Below are 23624 nucleotides of genomic sequence, written 5' to 3'. Positions count from 1 at the left end.
GGACTTTGAGCACCGCCGCGACCCGCACCGCCGGCCAGGATCACCTCTGGTCGGTGGACGACCACCTGGAGGACATCCTCGGCACGGTCCGCCCCCTCGAACCCATCGAGCTGCAACTCCTCGACGCCCAGGGCTGTGTCCTGGTCGAGGACGTCACGGTGCCGGTGTCCCTGCCGCCGTTCGACAACAGCTCGATGGACGGGTACGCGGTCCGGGTCGCGGACGTCGCGGGCGCGAGCGAGGAGTACCCGGCGGTCCTGACGGTCGTCGGCGATGTCGCGGCCGGCCAGGCCGAGGCGCCCTACGTGGGCCCCGGCCAGGCCGTCCGCATCATGACCGGTGCCCCGCTGCCGTCCGGCGCCGAGGCCGTCGTCCCCGTCGAGTGGACGGACGGAGGCCTGGGAGAGGGCCCGGTCACCGGGATGCGCGCGCACAGCGCCTCCCCCGAGGGCGCCTTCGGGCAGGTGCACGTCCACCGCGCGGCCGAGGCACGCGCGCACGTGCGCGCCGCGGGCAGCGACGTGAAGGCGGGCGACCGCGCCCTCGAAGCGGGCACGATCCTCGGCCCGCCGCAGATCGGCCTGCTCGCCGCGATCGGCCGGGCCACCGTGCGCGTACGGCCCCGCCCGCGCGTGGTCGTCCTCTCCACCGGCAGCGAACTCGCGCAGCCCGGAGACGAGTTGGGCACCGGCCAGATCTACGACTCGAACAGCTTCGCCCTGTACGCGGCCGCCCGCGACGCCGGCGCCATCGCCTACCGCGTGGGCGCGGTCGCCGACGACGCCGAGACCCTGCGCGCCACCATCGAGGACCAGCTCATCCGCGCCGACCTCGTCGTCACCACCGGCGGCGTGAGCGTCGGCGCCTACGACGTCGTCAAGGAAGCGCTGTCCTCCGTGGGCGACGAGGACGAGGCAGGCGGCGGCATCGACTTCCGCAAGCTCGCCATGCAGCCCGGCAAGCCCCAGGGCTTCGGCTCCATCGGCCCCGACCACACCCCGCTGCTCGCCCTCCCGGGCAACCCCGTGTCGTCGTACGTCTCCTTCGAGCTCTTCGTGCGGCCCGCCATCCGCACCCTGGCGGGCCTGAAGGACGTCCACCGGCCCACCACCCGGGCCACCCTCGCCACGGACAAGGCGCTGACCTCGCCCCAGGGCCGCCGCCAGTTCCTGCGCGGCACCTACGCGGACGGCACGGTGACTCCGGTCGGCGGCGCCGGATCACACCTGGTCGCCGCCCTCGCGCACGCCGACGCGCTGATCGTCGTCCCCGAGAACACCACCTCGGTCGAGCCCGGCACCGACGTCGAGGTCGTCCTCCTCGGCTGAGCGGCCCGGAGCCGCGCCGCCCGCCGACGCACAGCCGGGTCACGAGAGGGGCGCACGCTCATCACGGAGGCGTGGCGGCGGACGACCGGGCGGTAACGTGTCGCGCACACCAGGCCCACGCGCCGCACCGCGACGGGCCCTGACCGGGAGCGCCCACGCACATGACTGTTCCGTCCCGGGGGGACACCTCCGGACCCCCTGTGCAGGACCGACTGACGCACGTCGACGAGGCGGGCGCCGCCCGCATGGTCGACGTGTCCGGGAAGGCCGTGACCGCGCGCACCGCGCGCGCCAGTGGCCGCGTCCTGGTCTCGCCCCGCGTCGTCGAGCTGCTGCGCGGCGAGGGAGTTCCCAAGGGTGACGCCCTCGCCACCGCCCGCATCGCGGGGATCATGGGAGCCAAGCGCACCCCCGACCTGATCCCGCTCTGCCACCCGCTGTCCGTGTCGGGCGTCGAGGTCGACCTGTCCGTCGCGGACGACGCCGTCGAGATCACGGCCACCGTGAGGACGACCGACCGCACCGGCGTCGAGATGGAAGCCCTCACGGCGGTCGGCGTCGCGGCGCTCACCGTGATCGACATGGTGAAGGCCGTCGACAAGGGAGCGGTCATCACGGACGTACGGGTGGAAGAGAAGACGGGCGGGAAGTCCGGCGACTGGAGCCGGACATGAGCGACGACAGCAGCCCCGGCGGCGCCCTCCCGGCGTCCTACAGCGCCCTGGTCGTCACCGCCTCCAACCGCGCCTCCGCCGGTGTCTACGAGGACCGGGGCGGACCCTTGATCGCCGCCGGCCTGGCGGAGTTCGGCTTCGCGGTCGACGGACCGCAGGTCGTGCCCGACGGTGACCCCGTCGAGACGGCGCTGCGGGCCGGTGTCGACGCCGGCTACGACGTCATCGTCACCACCGGCGGCACCGGGATCTCGCCCACCGACCGCACCCCCGAGGCGACGCTGCGGGTGCTCGACCACCAGATCCCGGGCATTCCCGAGGCCATCAGGGCGTTCGGCAGGGAGAAGGTGCCGACGGCGGCGCTCTCCCGCGGGCTCGCCGGCGTCGCCCGGGGGACACTGATCGTGAACCTGCCGGGTTCCCCCGGCGGGGTGAAGGACGGCCTGGCCGTCCTGGAGCCTCTCCTGGTCCACGCCGTCGACCAGCTCCGCGGCGGCGACCACCTCAGACCCGGTGGCAGTGGGGGTGCGAGGTGAACAGCCCGTCCTGGCCCGTCGAGCTGGTGGACGGCGACGTCGTCCTCCGGCCGATAAGGCTGCGCGACCAGCGGACCTGGCGTGAGGTCAACCGGCGCAACCGTGACTGGCTGCGTCCCTGGGAGGCGACCATCCCGCCGCCCACGCCGAGCGGACCGATCGCGCACCGGCCGACCTACCGTCAGATGGTCCGGCACCTGCGGGCCGAGGCCAACGCGGGCCGGATGCTGCCCTTCGTGATCGAGTACCAGGGGCGGCTGGTGGGCCAGTTGACCGTCGCCGGGATCACCTGGGGCTCGATGTGCTCGGGTCACGTCGGCTACTGGGTGGACCAGTCGGTCGCGGGCCGCGGTGTGATGCCGACGGCGGTCGCGCTGGTGACCGACCACTGCTTCCGCACCGTCGGACTGCACCGCGTCGAAGTCTGTATTCGCCCCGAGAACCGGCCCAGCCGCAGGGTCGTGGAGAAACTCGGATTCCGCGAGGAAGGGCTTCGCCCGCGCTATCTCCACATCGACGGCGCGTGGCGGGACCATCTCGTCTTCGCGCTCACCGCGGAGGAAGTGCCCGAAGGACTGCTCGCGCGCTGGCGCCGCGGCCGATCGGTCCAGACCAGGCCGGAACAGCTGGGACCGGATCAGTCGGGATCGCAGAACCCGAGCACGCCGGGCAACGCCGGTAAATGAAATGGGTGTTCGAAATTGATCGCCGAGCGATCAGCTCGGGGCATTAAATTCGCGCTCCAGGCGGCCTGCTGATCGCATCGGTCACAAAAAAAGCTCGAAATATCAGCCAGATCGTGCGACACACCGGCGCAATTGGCAGATGGCCTCACACAAACCCCTCTACCGTGTGAGGCGTGAGCAGCAGCGGCCTCATCTACGCAGTCATCGTCGGGGCCTGGGCCGCCTACTTGGTGCCGATGTGGCTCCGTAGGCAGGACGAGCTGAACGAAGCCCGTCCGACGGAACGCTTCAGCACCGCCATCCGGCTGCTGTCCGGACGGGCGGGCATGGAGCGTCGGTACGCCAAGGACCTGCAGGCGCGCTCCGCCGACGAGGGGGAGCCCGACGCCGACCCGGACGACGCCACCGATTCGGTGGACGTCCGGTCCTTCGCCATGCCTCCGACCCGGCCCCAGACGGCGGTCCAGCACCGGCCGCAGGTCCAGGAGCGGGTGCAGTCACCGGAGCCGGCCCAGGCGGAACAGACCCCGGGCGGCCGGACGTCCGGCAGGGACGGCGGCGCGTACGAGACACCGGGCGCGCCCCGGCCCGTACCGCAGCAGTCGTCCGCGTCCGCGCCCAGACACCCGGCCAAGTCCGCGCCCCAGCAGGCCACGTCGTCCGCGGCGGGCCGCGCACCCGGCGTGCGGCGGGCGCCCTCGGCGGAAGCCGAGGCGCGGGCCCGGCGCGTCAAGGTCCTCGCGCGCCGCCGGCGTACGACGGTCCTGCTCTTCCTCGCCTTCACGTTCGGCGCGATCGTCGCGGCCGTCGGCGGCCTCGGGCTCCTCTGGGCGCCCGCCGTGCCGGCCGTGATGCTGAGCTCCTACATCGTGTACCTGCGGGCCCAGGAGCGGCGGCGCTTCACCTACACCATGGACCGCCGCCGGGCCGAGGTCGCCGCGCAGCGGCTGCGGGAGCGTCAGCCGCGCCGCCGGGCGGCCGCCGACCTCGCGGTCGACGAACCGGAGGAAGGCCCAGCGGCCGACACCGACACCGGGCTCTCCGCACTCGCCGCGGACCGTCGCGCCCTCGTCGAGCAGACGGACCACGCCGAGTGGGTCGACCAGCAGCGCGAGCGCCGGCGCGGCCCCCGGCAGGGCGACAGCTGGGACCCGGTGCCGGTTCCCCTGCCGACCTATGTGACCGCGCCCGTCGCGCCACGGGCCACGTCCGACGTCGACCTGGGAGCGCCGGACGCGTGGAGCTCCGCGCGGTCGAGCGCCGTCGAGCCGAGCGTCCACGAGGCCGAACCGGCCGAGGAGAACCCCGAGTGCGACGACGACTGCGCGGAGTCGGCGGACGACGGCCGCAGCGACGCCCGCCGGGCCGCGTCCGCGCGACGCGCCCGTGAACGCGGCCGCACCCCGCTCTTCGACCAGTACGAGGACGGCGAACGGCCGCGCGCGGCCAACGAGTGAGGAGCCGGACGAGCGGCGCCCGGGAGGGCCTGGCTGACCAGCCAGGAACGGATTTCCGAGCACCACGATCGGGATGCTAGAGTTTCACTCGTTGCAAGGGCCTGTGGCGCAGTCTGGTAGCGCACCTCGTTCGCATCGAGGGGGTCTGGGGTTCAAATCCCCACAGGTCCACCGCAGCCAAGAGCCCCAGCCGGAGAGATCCGGCTGGGGCTCTTGCCATGTCCGCACCGTGACGGGGACAACTCCCGCCGTGCGGCGGGCCGCTGGAGGCCCGCCGCGGCTGCCGACCGCTCCGGACGCCAGGTCCTAGAGGGCCTTGGCGTAGCAGAGGCTCAGGTCGTGGAAGCGGTAGTAGCCGAACTTCGCGCACGGGGCATAGCCGCTCGACGTGTAGAGGGACACCGCCTCGGGCTGCTTGGCGCCGGTCTCCAGGACCATGCGGACGCGGCCCGCCGTGCGGGCGTCCTCCTCCAGGGCGGCCAGGACGCGCCGGGCGAGACCGAGACCGCGGGCCTCGGGGACCACGTACATGCGCTTGAGTTCGGCGTCGCCGTCCGAGTAGGCCTCGGCGTTCTCGTCCTGGGTGCGCCAGCCGCCCGTCGCCACCGGCCGGTCCCGCTCGTCGTACGCGATCAGGTAGAGACCCACGGGCGGGGCGAACATCCACGCGTCGAGGTGGGTGGCGTCGCCGTCGTCGCCGTAGCGCTCGGCGTACTCGGCCTGCACCTGGTCGTTGAGCTTGACGGCGTCGGGGTGGTCGAAGGGGACCTGGCGGATGTTCATGCGGAATGCCGTACATCTATGCGGTGGCGGGTGAGGGGGCGGTGACACGTCGTGCGCGGCCGGCGTGATCGGTGACTCACGCCCTGCCGGGCGGGTGATCGAGTTCGGGCCGGGCGCACCGGTTCAGTATCGTGCCTGGGTGCTGACTGTGACCTCTGTGAATGTGAACGGGCTCCGGGCCGCCGCGAAGAAGGGCTTCGTGGGGTGGCTCGCGGAGACCTCCGCGGACGTGCTCTGCCTCCAGGAGGTGCGGGCCGAGCCCGGGCAGCTCCCCGAGGAGGTGCGCGCGCCCGACGGCTGGCACGTCGTGCACGCCCCCGCCGCCGCCAAGGGACGCGCGGGTGTGTCCCTCTACACACGCCGCGAGCCGGACGCCGTCCGCGTCGGCTTCGGGTCCGAGGAGTTCGACTCCTCCGGCCGCTATGTCGAGGCGGACCTGCCCGGCGTCACCGTGGCGAGCCTCTATCTGCCCTCCGGCGAGGTCGGCACCGAGCGGCAGGACGAGAAGATCCGCTTCATGGCGGAGTTCCTCGGCCACCTCAAGGGGCTCAGGGAGCGGGCCGCCGCCGACGGGCGCGAGGTCGTCGTCTGCGGCGACTGGAACATCGCCCACCAGGAGGCCGACCTCAAGAACTGGCGCGCCAACCGGAAGAACTCCGGGTTCCTGCCCGAGGAGCGCGACTGGCTGGGCCAGGTCCTCGACGCGGGCGACGGCGGCTACGTGGACGTCGTCCGCGCCCTGCACCCGGACACCGAGGGGCCCTACTCGTGGTGGTCGTACCGGGGGCGGGCTTTCGACAATGACTCAGGGTGGAGGATCGACCTGCACGTCTGCACGCCGGGGCTCGCGGGCAAGGCGGTCAAGGGGTTCGTGGAGCGCGCCGCCACGCACGAGGAGCGCTGGTCCGACCACGCGCCGGTGACGGTCGTCTACGACCTCTGAGCCGGGCGGCGTCCGGGTCGCGTCGCGCACCGCGATCCCCTGCGCGGCGGGCCCCGGGCGGGGCTCAGTCCTTGTGGTCGTCGTGTTCGTTGCCCCGCAGTCGCCGGTCCAGGGCCATGGACAGTTCCGCCTCCACCACGCTCTTCGCGAGGGGGCGCAGGCGCTGGAGGTCCTGCGGGGTGCGGTCCTCGGTGAGGACCAGGGTGGTGAAGAGCTCGGCCAGGGCGTCGGTGTGGTCGCGTACGCGGCGGGCCGCCCGCAGGACGTCGGCGAGCGGGATACCCTCGCGGACCAGCGCGGCCGAGACGTCCAGCAGGCGGCGGCTGATGTGTACGATCTCGCCGCCGTCCGTGCCGAGGTAGCCGAGGTCCAGCGCGGCGGCGAGGTTCTCCGGGGTCGCCTGCCCGGCGAAGACGTCCGCGAGTTCCTCGGGGGAGAGGCGGACCGGGGTCTCCTCGGTGGGCTCGCCCAGGCCGAGCAGCTCGCCCACGTCCCGCCCGTGGTCGAAGGCCTCGGCCAGCTCCGCGATGCCGTTGAGAGTGTGGCCGCGTTCCAGGAGCGCCGAGATGGTGCGCAGGCGGGCCAGGTGGGTGTCGTCGTACCAGGCGATGCGGCCCTCGCGCCGGGGCGGCGGTATGAGCTTGCGTTCCCGGTAGAACCGCAGGGTGCGCACGGTGATGCCGGCCTTCTCGGCCAGCTCCTCCATGCGGTACTCGTGCCCGCCGGGGTCCCGGAGGCCGCTGTCGGTGAGCGGGCCCGGGCCCTGCTCGCGGGCCGCGCGTGCCCCCGAGCCGGCGCCACGCGCGCCGTTCTCCGGCGTCCGCGCGCCCCGTGCTCGCGCCCCGGCGCCCCGCTTTCCTGATCCCTCGGCCACCTGCGCACCCTACGTCGTACCCCCGGTAACTTTCCCACGCGCGACCCCTACCCATCAGTACGAAGCTGTTCTACGCTCCGATTGCGCCAGTGTTCACTGGCAGAGTCGTGCGGACCTGGGAGGCGTCGGGATGACCGAGCACGAGCATGTACGGGTGGCGGTGATCGGGTCCGGGTTCGGCGGACTGGGAGCCGCGGTGCGGCTGCGCCGCGAGGGCATCACCGACTTCGTCGTCCTGGAACGGGCCGCCAGCGTGGGCGGCACCTGGCGGGACAACAGCTACCCCGGGTGCGCCTGTGACGTCCCCTCGCACCTGTACTCGTTCTCGTTCGCGCCCAACCCCGAGTGGCCGCGCACCTTCTCGGGCCAGGAGCACATCCGGGCCTACCTGGAGCACGTGGCGGACGTCTTCCGGCTGCGGCCGCACCTGCGCTTCGACTCCGAGGTGCGGATGATGACCTGGGACGCGGAGAAGCTGCGCTGGGGGATCGAGACGAGCAGCGGCTATCTGACGGCGGACCTCGTGGTCTCCGCGACCGGTCCGCTGTCCGACCCCAAGATCCCGGAGATCCCGGGGATCGACACGTTCACCGGCAAGGTGTTCCACTCCGCCCGCTGGGACCACGACCACGACCTGCGCGGCAAGCGCGTCGCCATGATCGGCACCGGGGCCTCGGCCATCCAGATCGTGCCGGCGATCCAGCCGGACGTCTCCCGGCTCACCCTGTTCCAGCGCACCCCGCCGTGGGTGATGCCGCGGGTCGACCGGGCGATCACCGGCGTCGAGCGGTGGCTGCACCGGCAGCTGCCGTTCACCACGCAGGCCCGGCGCGGACTGCTGTGGGGCATCCGGGAACTGCAGGTGCAGGCGTTCACCAAGCGGCCCGACGAACTCGGCCTGGTCGAGCGGCTGGCCAAGCGGAACATCGCGCGGGCCGTGAAGGACCCGGCACTGCGCGCGAAGCTGACGCCCGACTACCGGATCGGCTGCAAGCGCATCCTGCTGTCGAACGCCTACTATCCGGCGCTCACGAAGCCGAACGTGGACGTCGTGGCCTCCGGGCTCGCCCGGATCGAGGGCTCCACGCTGATCGCCGCCGACGGCAGCAGGGCCGAGGCCGACGCGATCGTGTTCGGGACCGGCTTCCACGTCACCGACATGCCGATCGCCGACCGCGTCGTCGGGGCGGACGGCCGGACGCTGGCCGAGGCGTGGAAGGACGGCATGAAGTCGCTGCGCGGCGCGACCGCGGCCGGCTTCCCCAACTGGATGACGATCATCGGGCCCAACACCGGCCTCGGGAACTCCTCGATGATCCTCATGATCGAGTCCCAGCTGAACTACATGGCCGACTTCGTACGGCAGTTGGACGTCCTCGGCGGGCGAGTGGCGCTCGACGCGCGGCCCGCCGCCGTCGACGCCTGGAACGACCGCGTGCAGGAACGCATGAAGCGCACCGTGTGGAACACCGGCGGCTGCACCAGCTGGTACCTCGACGCCAACGGCGTCAACACCACCGTGTGGCCCGGCACCACGACGGAGTTCCGGGGCGCCACGCGCCGGGTCGACCTCGCGGAGTACGAGGTGGTGCGGGCGGCGGAACCCGAGCCCGGACCGGCTGTGACGAGCACCCGCGAGAAGAAGGCGGTGGCGGAGGCGTGAGCAGGCTGACGCACGACGCGCACGGGGTGTACGCGCCTCCAGCGCCCGTACGGGAACTGGTCGCGCGCTCCGCGGACGGCGCGACCCTGCACATCGAGGTGCACGGCCCCGAGGGCGCGCCCGCCGTGGTCCTCGCGCACGGCTGGACCTGCTCGACGGCCTTCTGGGCGGCGCAGATCCGGGACCTCGCCGTCGACCACCGGGTCGTCGCCTACGACCAGCGCGGTCACGGGCGCAGCCCGGCGAGCGAGCTGTGCAGCACTGAGGCGCTCGCCGACGACCTGGAGGCGGTGCTCGCGGCCACGCTGGCACCGGGCGAGAAGGCCGTGCTCGTAGGGCACTCGATGGGCGGGATGACGCTGATGGCGGCGTCCACGCGGCCCCGTTTCAGGGAGCACGCGGCGGCGGCGCTGCTGTGCAGCACCGGGAGCACACGGCTGGTCGCCGAGTCGCGGGTCGTCCCGCTGCGGGCCGGCCGGCTCCGGACACGCGTCACCGGGGCGGTGCTCGGCTCCCGCGCGCCGCTCGGGCCCGTCACACCGGTCGCCCGCCGGATCCTCAAGTACGCGACCATGGGCGCGGGTTCGTCCCCGCTGATGGTGGACGCCTGCGCGCGGATCGTCCACGCCTGCCCGCGGACCGTGCGGCACGCCTGGTCGGCCGTGCTGGAGTCGCTCGATCTCGACCACGGCGTACGGGAGTTGCGGGTGCCGACGGCGGTGATCGCGGGCACGGCGGACCGGCTGACCCCGGTCGTGCACGCGCGGGCCCTGGTGGCGGCCCTGCCGAACTGCGTCGGCAGCACCGAACTCGCGGGGGTCGGGCACATGACGCCGATCGAGGCACCGGAGCTCGTGACCGCCCGGATCCGGGAACTCGTCACGACGTACACGCGGACCGCCGAAGAGATCGAAGAGAGCGTAGAGAGCGAAGAGACCGAAGAGATCAGGGAGGGCGCATGAGCAAGGTGAGTCTCGAAGGACAGGTCGCGGTCGTCACGGGGGCGGCGCGCGGTGTCGGGGAGCTGCTCGCGCGCAAGCTCTCCGCGCGCGGAGCGAAGATCGCGCTGGTCGGCCTGGAGGCGGACGCGCTGAAGCAGGTGTCCGAGCGGCTGCACAGCGAGAGCGACCACTGGTACGCCGACGTCACCGACCACGAGGCGATGGCGCGGGTCGCGCAGGAGGTCAAGCAGCGGTTCGGCAAGGTCGACATCGTCGTCGCGAACGCCGGGGTGGCGAGCGGGGGTCCCTTCGTGGACTCCGACCCGGTCGCCTGGCGGCGGGTGATCGAGGTGAACCTGATCGGGTCGGCGGTGACGGCGCGGGCCTTCCTGCCGGTGCTGATGGAGAGCCGCGGGTACCTGCTGCAGATCGCGTCGCTGGCGGCGATCACACCGGCTCCGATGATGACGGCGTACTGCGCGTCCAAGTCCGGCGTGGAGGCGTACGCGCACAGCCTGCGGGCCGAGGTCGGCTACAAGGGCGTCCGGGTGGGCGTCGGGTACCTGTCGTGGACCGACACCGACATGGTGCGCGGCGCCGACCAGGACGAGGTGATGAAGGAGCTGCGGCAGCGGCTGCCGTGGCCGTCGAACAAGACGTATCCGCTGGGCCCGGCCGTCGACCGGATCGTGGCCGGCATCGAGCGCCGCTCCAGCCATGTGTACGCCCAGTGGTGGCTGCGCGGGATGCAGGGCATCCGCGGGTACCTGCCCGGGATCATCGGGGCCGTCGGGCAGCGCGAGATGCGGCGGTTCGAGCCGCGGCTCGGCACGGTGCGGACGGGGCTCGTGGGGGCCGGCGGGGCGGCCGACGAGCACGAGCGGGAGGCGTCGGCACCCTGATTCACTGGGGGGTTTCACGGAGCGTGACTGATCGAAATGCGTGGTCCGTCCCTGCGTGTCAGTCTGGTCGAGGCCCGAACACCCGTCCCTCACAACGGGATCGGGCTCAACCCCCCTCACCCACTACGGGAGTGAATCTCATGGGCATGCAGGACCAGTTCAAGGACAAGGCCGAGCGTCTTCAGCAGAAGGCCAAGGGCAAGCCGGGCGCCGCGCGCGACGAGGCCGCCGAGCGCTCGCCGCAGGAGCGTCAGGAGCGTGACCACGCCATGCCGGCCACGGACCGTGCCCGGCACGAGGCGCAGGACCGCTTCGACCAGGACTTCGACGCCTGATCGGCTTTCCGTCCTGCATGAGTCGGGGTGCCCTCCCTACGGGGGGCACCCCGACTCGGCGTTGACCGGACCGCTGTCAGCTCGGACGTGGGGGGAGTTTCGGGCGGGTCCTGTCCGGGACGTCCGAGTAGTCGGGCGGGGACGCGGGCGGCCGGCTGCGCAGCAGGTCCAGGGAGAGCTGGATGGCGTCGTCGAGCTGGGCGTGGCGGCCCTCCGCCCAGTCGAGCGGGGTGCGCAGGATCTCCAGGTCGGGGGCGACGCCGTGGTTCTCGACGGACCAGCCGTAGGCGTCGAACCAGGCGGCGTTCATCGGCACCGTGATGACGCTGCCGTCGCCGAGCCGGTGCCGGCCGGTCATGCCGACGACACCGCCCCAGGTGCGCTGCCCCACCACGGGTCCGATCTTCAGCAGCTTGAAGGCGGCGGTGATCATGTCGCCGTCGGAGGAGGTCGCCTCGTCGGCGAGGGCCACGATCGGGCCGCGGGGGGCGTTGGAGGCGTACGAGACGGGCTGGGCGTTGCGGGTGAGGTCCCAGCCGAGAATGCGGCGGGTCAGGGTCTCGACGACCAGCTCGCTGATGTGGCCGCCCGCGTTGCCCCGTACGTCGATGATGAGGGCCGGGCGGGAGACCTCCATCCGCAGGTCGCGGTTGAACTGGGCCCAGCCCGAGCCGCCCAGGTCCGGGATGTGCAGATAGCCGCAGTGGCCGCCGCTCAACTCCCGTACGACTTGGCGGCGTTTGGCCACCCAGTCCTGGTAGCGCAGCGGGCGTTCGTCGATGAGCGGGACCACCGCGACCCGGCGGGAGCGGCCCTCGCCCTCGGCCGGCCGGAAGGTCAGCTCCACCGTGGTGCCGCCCGCGCCGGCGAGCAGGGGGTAGGGGCCGGTGACCGGGTCCACCGGGCGTCCGTCGACGTGGGTGAGGACGGCGCCCGCGCGGATGCCGGTGCCCGCGAGCGGGGAGCGCGCCTTGGAGTCGGAGGAGTCGCCGGGCAGGATCCGCTTGAGCATCCAGTTCCCGTCGCGGCGAACGAGGTTGGCGCCCAGCAGGCCCTGCCGGCGCTGGTAGTGGGCGGGGCCCTCGTTGCGGCGGGCGGCGCTGACGTAGGCGTGCGAGGTGCCCAGTTCGCCGAGGACCTCGCGCAGCAGGTCGGCGAACTCGTCGGGGGAGGCGACCCGTTCGACCAGGGGGCGGTACTGCGCGAGCACGGCGTCCCAGTCGATGCCGCACATGTCCGGGTCCCAGAAGTAGGCGCGGGTGATCCGGCCCGCCTCTTCGTAGGCCTGGCGCCATTCGGCGGGCGGGTCGACCTCGTGCAGGATGCGGCGCAGGTCGATCCAGACGGTGGAGTCGCTGTCGCCGGACTCGGTGGAGGGGACGGCGCGCAGGTCGCCCTCGTCGACGACGACGAGCCGGGAGCCGTCGCCGCTGACCGCGAACCAGTCGAGGTGGTCGACGAGTTCGGACTTCTTCGCCTTGGTGATGTTGAAGAACTCCAGGGTGGGACGGCCCGTCGTGTCGTCCGGGTTGGCGAAGGTCTCGCCGAGCGCCCCGGAGATCGGCCAGCGCAGCCAGACCAGACCGCCGCCCGCGACCGGATACAGCGCCGAGTACTTGGAGGCGGTGACCGGGAAGGGGGTCACCCGGCTCTCCAGGCCTTCGAGTTCGACGGTCGCCGCCGTGCCGTCGTCCGACTCCTCCTCGACCGGGTCGAGGCCGCCGGCGACCGGCCGCCCGTCCGGGTTCAGGGCGAACGGGGAGGGTGTGGCGGAGGACAGCGGGACCAGGTAGGGGCGGCAGCCGAGCGGGAAGGACAGGTCCCCGGTGTGCACGTCGTAGACGGGGTCGAAGCCGCGCCAGGACAGGAAGGCGAGGTAGCGGCCGTCCCGGGTGAAGACGGGGTTCTCGTCCTCGAAACGGCCGTTGGTGACGTCGACGACCAGGCGGTCCTTGATGCGGGCCATCTTGATCTGCCGCAGGGAGCGGCCGATCCCTGGGTGCGACCAGGTCAGCCAGGCGCCGTCCGGGGAGAACGCGAGGTCGGTGACCGGGCCGTTGATGGACCGGATCAGCTCGGTCGCCTCTCCGGTGGACTCCTCCGTCGCGTCCAGCAGGAGTAGCCGGCCGTCGTTCGAGGCGACGGCGAGGCGCTCGCCCTGCGGGTCCGAGACCAGTTCCAGGACGCGGCCGAGGTCGCCGGAGGCGAGGCGGCGCGGTTCGCGGTCGCCGGTCGCCCGCGGCAGGTAGGCGATCTCGACGGCGTCCTCGCCCTCCGCGTCGGTGACGTAGGCGACCTGGCCGCCCGAGCCGAGCATCTCTGGGAGGCGGACGCGGACGCCGGGGGTGTCCGCGATGGTGCGGGCGGGGCCGTCGCGGTGGGTGAGCCAGTACAGGCTGCCGCGGACGACGACGGCGCTGGCCCGTCCCGTCTCGTCGACCGAGATGCTGTCCACGTGCTGGGCGGCCGGCACCTGGTACGGGCGCCGTCCCGCACGCGGGCCGCCGAGCCGGACGTCGAGGCGGCGCGGGACCGACGCGGGGGAGAGGTCGTCGACGATCCACAGGTCGCCCGCGCACTGGTAGACGACCCGGGTGCCGTCGGACGCGGCGTGCCGGGCGTAGAACGCGTCGTGGTCGGTGTGCCGGCGCAGGTCGGAGCCGTCGTGGGCGCAGGAGTAGAGGTTGCCGACGCCCTCGTGGTCGGAGAGGAAGGCGATCCGGCCGCCGACGAACATCGGGCAGGAGAGGTGGCCGCCGATGTCGGCGAGGAGCTGGCGGCCGTGCAGCCAGATGCGGCCCATGGCGCCGCCGCGGTAGCGCTTCCAGACGGCGGGTTCGTGCGGGGGCGTGCCGGTGAGCAGCAGGGTCTTGCGCCCGCCGTCGATGTCGGCGACGGCGATGTCGGAGACGGGCCCCCAGGGCAGCTTGCCGCCGGGGTCGCCGTCGGTGGGGACGCTGTGGGCCCAGGTGAAGTAGGAGAAGGGCTGTCCGTGCGAGGCGACGGCGAGGATGTCGCCGTCGGGGGACCAGCCGCAGACCTGGGTGTCCGCGCTGCCCCAGTAGGTGAGCCGGCTGCCGGGGCCGCCGTCGACCGGTGCCAGGTGGATCTCGGGGACGAGGCTGCGCCAGCTCGTGTAGGCGATGGTCCGGCCGTCCGGCGAGAAGCGGGGGTGGCCGACCTTGGTGCGGTCGACGGTGAGCCGCCAGGCTCGCCCGCGGCCGTCGAGCGGGGCGACCCACAGGTCGTCCTCGGTGACGAAGCAGAGCCGGTCGCCGCTCAGGTGCGGGAAGCGCAGGTAGCCGGGGGAGTGTTCGTCCGTGGTCGCGTTCTCGTACTCGTCGCTCACCTCCCCATGCTTTTCCCCCGGAGAGGCCCCGGCAACTTGTGGAACGGGGGAATCCGCCGCCGGTCGCGTACCGGGGACGTCCGGTTCCGCGGTACCGCGTGACCCAGACCACGTACGAAACGGTTTCGTTTCGCTGACTGCGGGGGTATCTTCGGAGGCATACGAATCCGTGTCGTACGAAGCAGAGGTGACCGGGATGACTGAGGCCGCAACGGTGCGTCGCAGTCGGATCACGCCCGAGCGCGAGGCCGAGCTGTACTCGGCCGTGCTCGACCTGCTTCGTGAAGTCGGCTACGACGCCCTCACGATGGACGCCGTCGCCGCCCGTACCCGTGCCAGCAAGGCCACGCTCTACCGCCAGTGGGGCGGCAAGGCCGAGCTCGTCGTGAAAGCGCTGCGGCACCAGAAGCCGCTGAAGTTCTCCGACGTGGACACGGGAAGCCTGCGGGGCGACTTCCAGGCACTCGCCTTCCGGCAGGACGACTGCCAGATGGAGCAGGACTCCGCGCTGATGCGGGGTCTGGCCATGGCGGCACACGGAAACCCGGAGCTGCTGAAGGCGTTCCGGGAATGGCTGGTCGAGCCGGAGATGGAAGAGCTGCGCCGGGTGCTCCAGCGTGGTGTCGACCGAGGTGAGATCCGTGCGGACAACCCCGCGATGCAGTTCGTGATGCACATGCTGATCGGCGCTTTCGCGGCCCGCACCATGATCGACGAACTCCCGCCGACCCAGGCGTTCCTGCATTCGTACATCGACGCCGTGGTTCTCCCCGCTCTCGGCGCCTGATTCTTCGGCCCTCCATCCCCTCTCACCTTCCTCACCCTCTCCAAGCCCCTGTAGTTGCACCTGACGCGCCGCTCACGTCGTCGGGCTGATCACCCCTGCCCCCACTCGGGTGGTCACACCAGCCCCTGCCATCCCACGACCTGACCGGGAGTTCGCCCTCGTGGCCACGTTCCTCTACAAACTCGGCCGATTCGCCTTCCGGCGACGGCACTTCGTCGCCCTGATGTGGGTGGCGCTGCTGACCCTCGCGGGTGTCGGCGCGGCCTCCGCGCACGTCGCCGGGGCATCCTCGTTCTCCATCCCCGGCACCGAGGCGCAGAAGGCCTTCGACCTGCTGGAGAACCGTTTCCCCGGTATGAGCGCCGACGGAGCGACCGCACGCGTCGTCTTCAAGGCTCCCGCCGGCGAGAAGGTCGGGGACCACGACAACAAGGCGACCGTCGAGAAGGCCGTCAAGGTGCTCGGCACCGGCTCCGAGGTCACCTCCGTCGACAACCCGTTCAAGGCCCACGCCGTGAGCAAGGACGGGTCGATCGCCTATGCGTCGGTGAAGTACAAGGTCTCCGGCATGGAGCTGGAGGACGCCTCGAAGGACGCCCTGAACGCGGCGGCCCAGGACGCGCGGGACGCCGGGCTGACCGTCGAGGTCGGCGGTGACGCGCTCCAGGCGACACCCGAGACCGGGTCCACCGAGGTCATCGGCATCGCGATGGCCGCGGTCGTCCTCGTCATCACCTTCGGTTCACTGATCGCGGCCGGGCTGCCGCTGCTCACCGCGCTGATCGGCGTCGGCATCGGCGTCTCGACGATCACCGCGCTCGCCAGCGCCCTCGACCTCGGCTCCACCACCTCCACCCTCGCGATGATGATCGGCCTCGCGGTCGGCATCGACTACGCCCTGTTCATCGTGTCCCGCTACCGGGCGGAACTGGCCGAGGGCCGAGAACGCGAGGAGGCGGCCGGACGGGCCGTCGGCACGGCGGGCTCCGCCGTGGTCTTCGCGGGCCTGACCGTCGTCATCGCCCTGGTCGGCCTGTCGGTCGTCAACATCCCGATGCTGACGAAGATGGGTGTGGCCGCCGCGGGCACCGTCGCCATCGCCGTCCTCATCGCGCTGACCATGATCCCGGCGCTGCTCGGCTACGCGGGCCGCAGGGTCCAGCCGGCCGGCAAGAAGAGCAGGCTCCTCGGCGGCGGGCGCGCCGCCAAGAAGGAGGGCAAGCCCAACATGGGCACCCGCTGGGCGAGCTTCGTCGTCCGCCGTCCGCTCGCCGTGCTGCTGCTCGGTGTGATCGGTCTCGGCGCGGCGGCCATCCCGGCGACCTCCCTCGAACTGGGCCTGCCCGACGACGGTTCGCAGCCCACGTCCACCACCCAGCGCCGCGCCTACGACCTGCTCTCCGAGGGCTTCGGTCCGGGCTTCAACGGTCCGCTGATGGTCGTCGTCGACGCGAAGGCGAGCGACGCCCCCAAGGCGGCGTTCACCAAGGTCACCGACGAGATCAAGGGTCTCAAGGGCGTCGTCAGCGTGTCGCCCGCGGTGCCCAACAAGTCCGGCGACACCGCGATGATCACGGTGGTCCCCGACTCGAAGCCGTCCTCCGTCAAGACCGAGGACCTGGTGCACGCCATCCGCGGCGCCGGCGGTGAGATCAAGGCCGACACGGACGCCACGGTGCTGGTCACCGGCTCCACGGCCATGAACATCGACTTCTCGCAGAAGCTCAACGACGCGCTGATCCCGTATCTCGCGCTCGTCGTCGGCCTCGCGTTCCTGCTGCTGATCGTGGTGTTCCGCTCGATCCTCGTCCCGCTGAAGGCGGCCCTCGGCTTCCTGCTCAGCGTGATGGCGGCCCTCGGCGCGGTCGTCGCGGTCTTCCAGTGGGGCTGGCTGGCCGGCCTGCTGGGTGTCGAGGAGACCGGCCCGATCATGTCGATGATGCCGATCTTCATGGTGGGTGTCGTCTTCGGTCTGGCCATGGACTACGAGGTGTTCCTCGTGACCCGGATGCGCGAGGCCTACGTCCACGGCGAGAAGCCGGGCCAGGCGATCGTCACCGGGTTCCGGCACGGAGCGCGGGTCGTCACCGCGGCCGCCGTCATCATGATGGCCGTGTTCTCCGGGTTCATCGGCTCCAGCGAGTCGATGATCAAGATGATCGGCTTCGGCCTCGCGATCGCCGTCTTCTTCGACGCCTTCGTGGTCCGCATGGCCATCGTCCCGGCGGTGCTCGCCCTGCTCGGCAAGCGCGCCTGGTGGCTGCCGAAGTGGCTGGACCGCGCGCTGCCGAACGTGGACGTGGAGGGCGAGGGCCTGCGCGCGCTCGACGAGAAGCGCCGCGACGGCGACGAGGACCGGGAGCTGGCCCGCGTCTGATCCCTCAGTGAGCCACCGGGGTGGCGGCCGTGTACGTGCGACGAAGGAAGCGGATCAGGGCTTTCGCGTCGAACTGCACGACCGCCACCCCTTTCGGCGAGTGGAACTCCAGGACCGCCTGCACGCGTCCGCACGGCCAGACGCGGACGTCACCGCTGCTGGCCGGGACCCGCAGGCCCTGCTCCAGGAGTTCACGGGCGAAGACCCATTCCTTGGGGCCCGGCAGGGTGATGTGCACCTGCGGGGGATCGCTCTCGGGGTCGTAGCGCAGGGCCACCGGGACGGCCCGGTGTTCGTCCTCGGCGGAGTCGGCGGTGTCGGTGACGATGTGGGCGCGTGCGTACTGTTCGACGGCGTACATGAACCGACTCCTCACGCTGCGTAACCTGTGCGGAATGTGTGAATCCGTCACCATTCCAATGTCGCACATCTCACGGAAACCGCTCTCCGGCCGCCCGCGACCCCTCCCTCATGTGCGTCGTGTCCTTCCCAACCGTCTTCCCGGTCACGGCGAGCGCATGTACGGAACACGGTGAGGCACTGGTCACGCCCGGCGGCGCGGAGGCCGTTCGGGCGGCCCGCGAACTTATTCGAGGGTTCCTCGCTCTTGCAAGTAGTTCGCAAGTGGGCACTATCATCGAACGGTGCATGTGCCTGACGGATTCATCAACGCCCCTGTCTCCGCTGTCACGGGAGTGGTCGCCGCCGGCGCCATTGCCGTCAGCCTGCGAGGCGCCCGCCGCGAACTCGACGAGCGGACCGCGCCGCTCGCGGGCCTGGTCGCCGCCTTCATCTTCGCCGTGCAGATGCTGAACTTCCCGGTCGCCGCCGGGACCAGCGGGCATCTGCTCGGCGGTGCTCTCGCCGCGATACTCGTCGGCCCCTACACAGGGGTCCTCTGCGTATCCGTCGTCCTGCTCATGCAGGGCATCCTGTTCGCCGACGGCGGCCTCACCGCGCTCGGCGTGAACATCACCGACATGGCGATCGTCACCACCGTCGTCTCGTACGCCCTCTTCCGCGGCCTGGTGAAGGTGCTGCCCCGCACGCGGCGCTCGATCACCGGCGCGGCCTTCGTCGCCGCGCTGCTGTCCGTCCCGGCCGCCGCCGTCGCGTTCACCCTCATCTACGCGGTCGGCGGCACCACCGATATCGCGATCACCAAGGTCGCCACCGCGATGATCGGCGTGCACGTCCTCATCGGCATCGGCGAGGCGGTCATCACCGCGCTCACCGTCGGCGCCGTGGTCGCCGTACGCCCCGACCTCGTGTACGGCGCCCGCGGCCTCCAGCAGCGGCTCAAGCTCCGGGTGAACGGCGAACTCGTCGACACACCCGCCTCGCCCGCCGGCACTCCCGAGCCGGTCCCCGTCGCCGCCCGCTCCTCGCACCGCAGGGTCTGGATCACCGGGCTGGTCACCTCCCTCGTCCTCGCCGGATTCGTCAGCTTCTACGCCTCCGCCAGCCCCGACGGCCTGGAGAAGGTCGCCAAGGACAAGGGCATCGACGCCAGGACCGAGAAGCACGCCACGGAGGACTCCTCGCCGCTCGCCGGATACGGCGTCAAGGACGTCTCCGACGCCCGCGTCTCCGGCGGACTCGCCGGTGTCATCGGCGTCGGCGTCACGGTCGTCGCCGGAACCGGCGTCTTCTGGCTGATCCGCAGGCGCCGTACGACCGACAGCTCGCCCACCTCCGTACCGGAAGGCGTCTGACATGGGGGCGGGCCACACCCACAAGCTCTACCGGCACGGACACTCGCCCGTGCACGGCCTGCCGCCGCACACCAAGCTCGCCGCCACCCTCGCCTTCGTGATCGTGGTCGTCTCCACGCCCCGCGAGGCGATGTGGGCGTTCGCGCTGTACGCCCTGCTGCTCGCCGCGGTCGCCCAGCGGGCCCGCGTACCGGCCGGGGTGCTGCTGAAGCGGCTGCTGATCGAGATCCCGTTCGTGGCCTTCGCCGTGCTGATGCCGTTCGTCGCCGAGGGAGAGCACGTCCACGTCCTCGGCCTGTCCCTGAGCGTCAACGGGCTCTGGGGCGCCTGGAATGTCCTCGCCAAGGGCACCCTCGGCGTCGCCGCCTCCGTGCTCCTCGCCTCCACCACCGAACTGCGCGAACTGCTCCTCGGCCTGCAGCGCCTGAAGCTCCCGCCGCTCCTCGTGCAGATCGCCTCCTTCATGATCCGCTACGGCGACGTCATCACCGACGAGATGCGGCGCATGCGCATCGCGCGGGAGTCCCGCGGCTTCGAGGCGAGCGGGGTGCGGCACTGGGGCGTGCTCGCGAAGTCGGCGGGCGCGCTGTTCATCCGCTCCTACGAACGCGGTGAGCGTGTCCACCTCGCCATGGTGAGCCGCGGCTACACCGGAACCATGCCCGTCATCGACGAGGTGACCGCGTCCCGGGCGCAGTGGTCGTACGCCTTCACCCTCCCGTGCGCCGCCCTCGTCGTCTGTGTGCTGGGATGGACGCTGTGATGTCTGCCGAAACCCCCGTGCCGCCCCCCGGCGGCGACGCCGTGCCCGCCTCCCTGGAGGTCTCCGGCCTCGCCTTCGCCTACCCCGACGGGCACCAGGCCCTCTTCGGCGTGGACTTCAGCGTCGGACGCGGCGAGCGCGTCGCGCTCCTCGGTCCGAACGGCGCCGGCAAGACCACCCTCGTCCTGCACCTCAACGGCATCCTGACCGGCGGCGCCGGGACGGTGCACGTCGCCGGACTCCCGGTCGGCAAGCGGCACATGGCGGAGATCCGGCGCCGGGTCGGCATCGTCTTCCAGGACCCGGACGACCAGCTGTTCATGCCGACCGTCCGCGAGGACGTCGCCTTCGGACCGGCCGCCGCGGGAGTGAAGGGCGCCGAGCTGGAGGAACGCGTCCGCACCGCCCTGGAGCGCGTCGGCATGGAGGCCTTCGGCGACCGCCCGCCGCACCACCTGTCCTTCGGACAGCGCCGCCGGGTCGCCGTCGCGACGGTGCTGGCGATGGAGCCGGAGATCCTCGTCCTCGACGAGCCCTCCTCCAACCTCGACCCCGCGTCCCGGCGCGAACTCGCCGACATCCTGCGCTCCCTGGACGTCACCGTCCTCATGGTCACCCACGACCTGCCGTACGCCCTCGAACTGTGTCCGCGCGCCCTCGTCCTCAGCGACGGCGTGATCGTCGCCGACGGCCGGACCGGCGAGCTGCTCTCCGACGACGGGCTGATGCGCACGCACCGCCTGGAGCTGCCCTTCGGCTTCGATCCGCGCTCCGTGACAATGGGAGCGTGACGAGACAAGAGGACGCCGGACCGCCGGCCGGGCCGTACACCGCGACCCCGGCGACGGCCGGCGCGGACGGGCCCGTGGACGTGAACGGCACCGTGGCCGAGGGATTCGAACCGGTCAGGGACGCGTTCGCCCGCAACTTCGCGGCCCTCGGGGACCGGGGCGCCGCCGTCACCGTGTACCGCGACGGGCACAAGGTCGTCGACCTGTGGGGCGGCACCCGGGACGTCGACGGCACCGAGCCCTGGCAGCACGGCACCGCGCAGATCGTGCGCTCCGCCACGAAGGGCGTCGCCGCCGCCGTGATCCTGCTGCTGGCCCAGCGCGGCCTCCTCGACCTCGACGCGCCCGTCGCCGCCCACTGGCCCGCGTACAAGGCGCGCGGCAAGGAACACACCCGGGTCCGGCACCTCCTCGCGCACCGCGCCGGCGTACCGGCCCTGGACCGGCCGCTCACCCCCGCCGAAGCCGCCGACCCCGACATCGCGGCGGCGGCCGTGGCCGCGCAGACACCGGCCTGGCAGCCGGGGACCGACCACGGCTATCACGCGCAGACGTACAGCTGGCTGACGGGCGAGCTGGTCCGGCGGGTCACCGGGCGCACGATCGGCGCGTGGATCGCCGAGGAGATCGCCCGGCCGCTGGACCTGGACCTGTGGGTCGGGCTTCCGCCGGAGCAGGCCGGCCGGGTGGGCCGGGTCGCACAGGTCGAGGCGCCGCCCGCGCCCGGCGGCCTGCGGACCCGCCCCAAGCGCGCGGTCGTGGAGGCGTACGCCGACCCGGACAGCCTCACCCGCCGCGCCTTCGCCGCGATCACGCCGATGCCCGACGAGAACGACCCCGCCTACCGGGCCGCCGTCCTGCCCGCCTCGAACGGCATCGCCACCGCCGACGGACTGGCCCGCTTCTACGCCGCGCTGACCGGTGAGGTGGACGGCGTCCGCCTGTTCTCGCCGGAGACGACGGCGAAGGCCCGGGCGGAGCACTCGGCCGGACCCGACCGGGTCCTGGTGGTCAACACCCGCTTCGGCCTCGGCTACATGCTGCACGGCCCGGCCTCGCCGCTGCTCTCCCCGGGCTCGTTCGGCCACCCCGGCCGCGGTGGAGCCCTCGGCTTCGCCGACCCGGAGTCGGGCATCGCCTTCGGCTACGTCACCAACGGCTTCCGCACGAGCGTGACGGCGGACGCTCGGGCGCAGGCGCTGGTACGGGCGGTGCGGGCGGCCGTCGACGCGTAGAGCCGGCCGGCGGCAGCGGGCGAGGACCGGCGGGTTCGCGGCGGCTATCCGGTGTGCAGCATCAGCCCGATGCCGACGACCAGGAGGCCGGCCGCGGCGATCCGGGGCGCCCCGAATCGCTCCTTGAAGAACACCGCGCCGATGGCCGCGCCCACGATGATCGACGACTCCCGCAGGGCCGCGATCGGCGCCAGTTCGGCCCGTGTCTGGGCCCACAGGACCAGCCCGTACGCCGCGACCGAGAGGGCGGCGCCGAGGAACCCGACCGCGGCGACCGGCTTCAGCACCGCCACGGTGTCGCCGCGCCAGCGGTGGATCGCGAACGCGGGGATCACGACACCCTCGACCGCCATCAGCCAGGCGATGTACCCGAGGGAGCTGCCGGAGGCCCGTACGCCCAGACCGTCGACGACCGTGTACGCGGCGATCGACGCGCCCGTCGCGAGGGCCGCGCCGATCGCCGCCCAGTGGGGGCGCCGTCCGCGCAGCCCCCACAGCGCGACCCCGGTCAGCCCGGCGCAGGACAGGGCGACGCCCGAGGCCGCCCATCCGTCGGGCACCTCGTGCGCGAAGACCGCCGCGAGCACGGTGACGATCAGGGGCGCGGTGCCGCGCGCTATCGGATAGGCCTGCCCGAAGTCCCCGAGGCGGAAGGAGCGCATCAGCAGGATGTAGTACGCGACGTGGATGACGGCGGAGGCGATCAGGTACGGCCAGGCCCCGGACGCCGGGAACGGCACGAACGGCACCATGACCAGGCCGATCAGCATGCCCCCGCCGGCGATCAGCGTGAAGCCGACGAGCTTGTCGGTGATGCGGTGCGCGATCGCGTTCCAGCACGCGTGCGTGACGGCGGCGAGCAGCACCGCCGCGGTGACGAGCGGTGTCATTCGGCGCGCTCGCGCACGTCCACCAGCGTGCCGCCCGCGTGCGCGACCAGGCTCTCGGGGTCCATCGGGAAGACGGTGTACGGGGTGCCCGCCGCGGCCCACACGGTGGCGTGGCCGAGCAGCGAACGGTCGGCGAGGACCCGGGTCCTCGTCCGGTGCCCGAACGGCGGCACCCCGCCGATCGCGTACCCCGTCGTCTCCCGTACGAGGTCCGCGCGCGCCCGTGTCACCTTCTCGGCACCCAGCGCCAGCCGTACGCGCTCCAGGTCGACCCGGGAGGCGCCGTCCATCAGCACGAGCACGGGCACGCCGTCCGCCGCGAAGATCAGGGACTTGCAGATCTGGTCCAGGTCGCAGCCGACCGCGGCGGCGGCCTCGGCGGCGGTGCGGGTCGCGTCCGGGAAGCGCCGGACCCGTCCGCACAGCTCGTCGAGCCCCAACTCCCGCAGTGCTACGGCGAAGCGGGGGTGGACGGCGTCCTCGCCACGGGAGGCGTCTGGCGCGGCGTTCTCATCGGTGGCGGTCATGGGCAGCACGCTAGCGGTCGGTGTACGCGGCACGCGACCGGGTTCCCGTCCCGCCGGGAACGGCTCGG

The 23624-nt window shown here is 72.3% G+C and carries 22 protein-coding genes and 1 tRNA gene; 17 read left to right on the top strand and 6 right to left on the bottom strand.

Annotated elements, in window-relative coordinates:
• Positions 1-5: 5 nt before the first annotated feature.
• From glp to ABZT74_RS02980, 6 genes are all read left to right on the top strand, one after another.
• On the top strand, positions 6-1328 hold the full coding sequence (glp, locus tag ABZT74_RS03005) for a gephyrin-like molybdotransferase Glp (protein ID WP_355872490.1): 1323 nt from the start codon (positions 6-8) through the stop codon (positions 1326-1328).
• Positions 1329-1489: 161 nt separating this feature from the next.
• A complete protein-coding gene (gene moaC, locus ABZT74_RS03000; protein WP_355872487.1) occupies positions 1490-2002 on the top strand; it encodes a cyclic pyranopterin monophosphate synthase MoaC in 513 nt (170 codons plus the stop codon).
• Positions 1999-2538 (top strand): MogA/MoaB family molybdenum cofactor biosynthesis protein, encoded by a 540-nt coding sequence (locus ABZT74_RS02995; protein WP_355872484.1) that lies wholly within the window; start codon positions 1999-2001, stop codon positions 2536-2538. The genes moaC and ABZT74_RS02995 overlap by 4 nt, the downstream gene beginning before the upstream one ends.
• The gene (locus tag ABZT74_RS02990) at positions 2535-3224 is read left to right on the top strand and encodes a GNAT family protein (RefSeq protein ID WP_203661077.1); all 690 of its coding nucleotides are present in this window, start codon (positions 2535-2537) and stop codon (positions 3222-3224) included. Before ABZT74_RS02995 ends, ABZT74_RS02990 begins: the two co-directional genes overlap by 4 nt.
• Before the next feature lie 173 nt (positions 3225-3397).
• Positions 3398-4681, top strand: coding sequence for a gephyrin-like molybdotransferase receptor GlpR (gene glpR, locus ABZT74_RS02985; RefSeq protein ID WP_356433140.1), 1284 nt, complete (start codon positions 3398-3400; stop codon positions 4679-4681).
• Between the two features lie 97 nt (positions 4682-4778).
• Positions 4779-4852 (top strand) — tRNA-Ala (locus ABZT74_RS02980).
• 135 nt (positions 4853-4987) lie between these two features.
• Here ABZT74_RS02980 and ABZT74_RS02975 read toward each other — a convergent pair.
• On the bottom strand, positions 4988-5464 hold the full coding sequence (locus ABZT74_RS02975; protein ID WP_355872477.1) for a GNAT family N-acetyltransferase: 477 nt from the start codon (positions 5462-5464) through the stop codon (positions 4988-4990).
• Between the two features lie 139 nt (positions 5465-5603).
• On the opposite strand from ABZT74_RS02975, the gene ABZT74_RS02970 reads away from it, so the two are divergent.
• Complete coding sequence (locus ABZT74_RS02970) at positions 5604-6407, top strand: exodeoxyribonuclease III (RefSeq protein ID WP_356433137.1); 804 nt, start codon at positions 5604-5606, stop codon at positions 6405-6407.
• A 64-nt stretch (positions 6408-6471) separates the two neighbouring features.
• On the opposite strand, the gene ABZT74_RS02965 is transcribed toward ABZT74_RS02970, so the two are convergent.
• The gene (locus tag ABZT74_RS02965; RefSeq protein ID WP_355872547.1) at positions 6472-7113 is read right to left on the bottom strand and encodes a MerR family transcriptional regulator; all 642 of its coding nucleotides are present in this window, start codon (positions 7111-7113) and stop codon (positions 6472-6474) included.
• 298 nt (positions 7114-7411) lie between these two features.
• Here ABZT74_RS02965 and ABZT74_RS02960 point away from each other — a divergent pair, with 298 nt between their 5' ends.
• The 4 genes from ABZT74_RS02960 (at position 7412) to ABZT74_RS02945 (ending at position 11122) form a co-directional block, all read left to right on the top strand.
• A complete protein-coding gene (locus tag ABZT74_RS02960) occupies positions 7412-8944 on the top strand; it encodes an NAD(P)/FAD-dependent oxidoreductase (RefSeq protein WP_356172383.1) in 1533 nt (510 codons plus the stop codon).
• Entirely contained in the window at positions 8941-9906 is a 966-nt protein-coding gene (locus ABZT74_RS02955; RefSeq protein ID WP_356433135.1) for an alpha/beta hydrolase, read from the top strand. The genes ABZT74_RS02960 and ABZT74_RS02955 overlap by 4 nt, the downstream gene beginning before the upstream one ends.
• The gene (locus ABZT74_RS02950) at positions 9903-10787 is read left to right on the top strand and encodes an SDR family oxidoreductase (protein WP_355872466.1); all 885 of its coding nucleotides are present in this window, start codon (positions 9903-9905) and stop codon (positions 10785-10787) included. Before ABZT74_RS02955 ends, ABZT74_RS02950 begins: the two co-directional genes overlap by 4 nt.
• A 140-nt stretch (positions 10788-10927) precedes the next feature.
• Positions 10928-11122 carry a hypothetical protein gene (locus ABZT74_RS02945; protein WP_356172378.1) on the top strand — a complete coding sequence of 65 codons (195 nt, stop codon included), beginning with the start codon at positions 10928-10930 and terminating at the stop codon, positions 11120-11122.
• A gap of 76 nt (positions 11123-11198) precedes the next feature.
• Here the strand turns inward: ABZT74_RS02945 and ABZT74_RS02940 are convergent, their stop codons facing one another.
• A complete protein-coding gene (locus ABZT74_RS02940) occupies positions 11199-14471 on the bottom strand; it encodes a S41 family peptidase (RefSeq protein WP_356433133.1) in 3273 nt (1090 codons plus the stop codon).
• Between the two features lie 196 nt (positions 14472-14667).
• Between ABZT74_RS02940 and ABZT74_RS02935 the strand changes: the two genes are divergently transcribed.
• Positions 14668-15258 carry a TetR/AcrR family transcriptional regulator gene (locus tag ABZT74_RS02935; RefSeq protein WP_355872458.1) on the top strand — a complete coding sequence of 197 codons (591 nt, stop codon included), beginning with the start codon at positions 14668-14670 and terminating at the stop codon, positions 15256-15258.
• 160 nt (positions 15259-15418) lie between these two features.
• Positions 15419-17635, top strand: a complete 2217-nt coding sequence (locus ABZT74_RS02930; protein WP_356433130.1) for an MMPL family transporter — start codon at positions 15419-15421, stop codon at positions 17633-17635.
• Positions 17636-17639: 4 nt separating this feature from the next.
• Here ABZT74_RS02930 and ABZT74_RS02925 read toward each other — a convergent pair whose 3' ends face one another.
• Positions 17640-17996 carry an SsgA family sporulation/cell division regulator gene (locus tag ABZT74_RS02925; RefSeq protein WP_355872452.1) on the bottom strand — a complete coding sequence of 119 codons (357 nt, stop codon included), beginning with the start codon at positions 17994-17996 and terminating at the stop codon, positions 17640-17642.
• A gap of 283 nt (positions 17997-18279) precedes the next feature.
• Between ABZT74_RS02925 and ABZT74_RS02920 the strand changes: the two genes are divergently transcribed.
• The 4 genes from ABZT74_RS02920 to ABZT74_RS02905 all read left to right on the top strand — a co-directional run bounded on the left by ABZT74_RS02920 (position 18280) and on the right by ABZT74_RS02905 (position 22139).
• Entirely contained in the window at positions 18280-19350 is a 1071-nt protein-coding gene (locus ABZT74_RS02920; RefSeq protein WP_356172369.1) for an energy-coupling factor ABC transporter permease, read from the top strand.
• Between the two features lies 1 nt (position 19351).
• Entirely contained in the window at positions 19352-20113 is a 762-nt protein-coding gene (gene cbiQ, locus ABZT74_RS02915; RefSeq protein ID WP_355872446.1) for a cobalt ECF transporter T component CbiQ, read from the top strand.
• The gene (locus ABZT74_RS02910; RefSeq protein WP_356172367.1) at positions 20113-20904 is read left to right on the top strand and encodes an ABC transporter ATP-binding protein; all 792 of its coding nucleotides are present in this window, start codon (positions 20113-20115) and stop codon (positions 20902-20904) included. The genes cbiQ and ABZT74_RS02910 overlap by 1 nt, the downstream gene beginning before the upstream one ends.
• Before the next feature lie 74 nt (positions 20905-20978).
• A complete protein-coding gene (locus ABZT74_RS02905) occupies positions 20979-22139 on the top strand; it encodes a serine hydrolase domain-containing protein (protein ID WP_356433379.1) in 1161 nt (386 codons plus the stop codon).
• A gap of 44 nt (positions 22140-22183) precedes the next feature.
• Here the strand turns inward: ABZT74_RS02905 and ABZT74_RS02900 are convergent, their stop codons facing one another.
• Together ABZT74_RS02900 and ABZT74_RS02895 are read right to left on the bottom strand one after the other, a co-directional pair.
• Complete coding sequence (locus ABZT74_RS02900; RefSeq protein ID WP_356433128.1) at positions 22184-23029, bottom strand: DMT family transporter; 846 nt, start codon at positions 23027-23029, stop codon at positions 22184-22186.
• On the bottom strand, positions 23026-23556 hold the full coding sequence (locus ABZT74_RS02895; protein WP_356433126.1) for a YbaK/EbsC family protein: 531 nt from the start codon (positions 23554-23556) through the stop codon (positions 23026-23028). Before ABZT74_RS02895 ends, ABZT74_RS02900 begins: the two co-directional genes overlap by 4 nt.
• Positions 23557-23624 lie beyond the last annotated feature (68 nt).

Source organism: Streptomyces sp. NPDC005302, from assembly GCF_040607345.1.
Taxonomy (GTDB): Bacteria; Actinomycetota; Actinomycetes; order Streptomycetales; family Streptomycetaceae; genus Streptomyces.
Note: the sequence above shows the minus strand (reverse complement) of the source record. Positions and strands in the feature narration are given on the sequence as shown.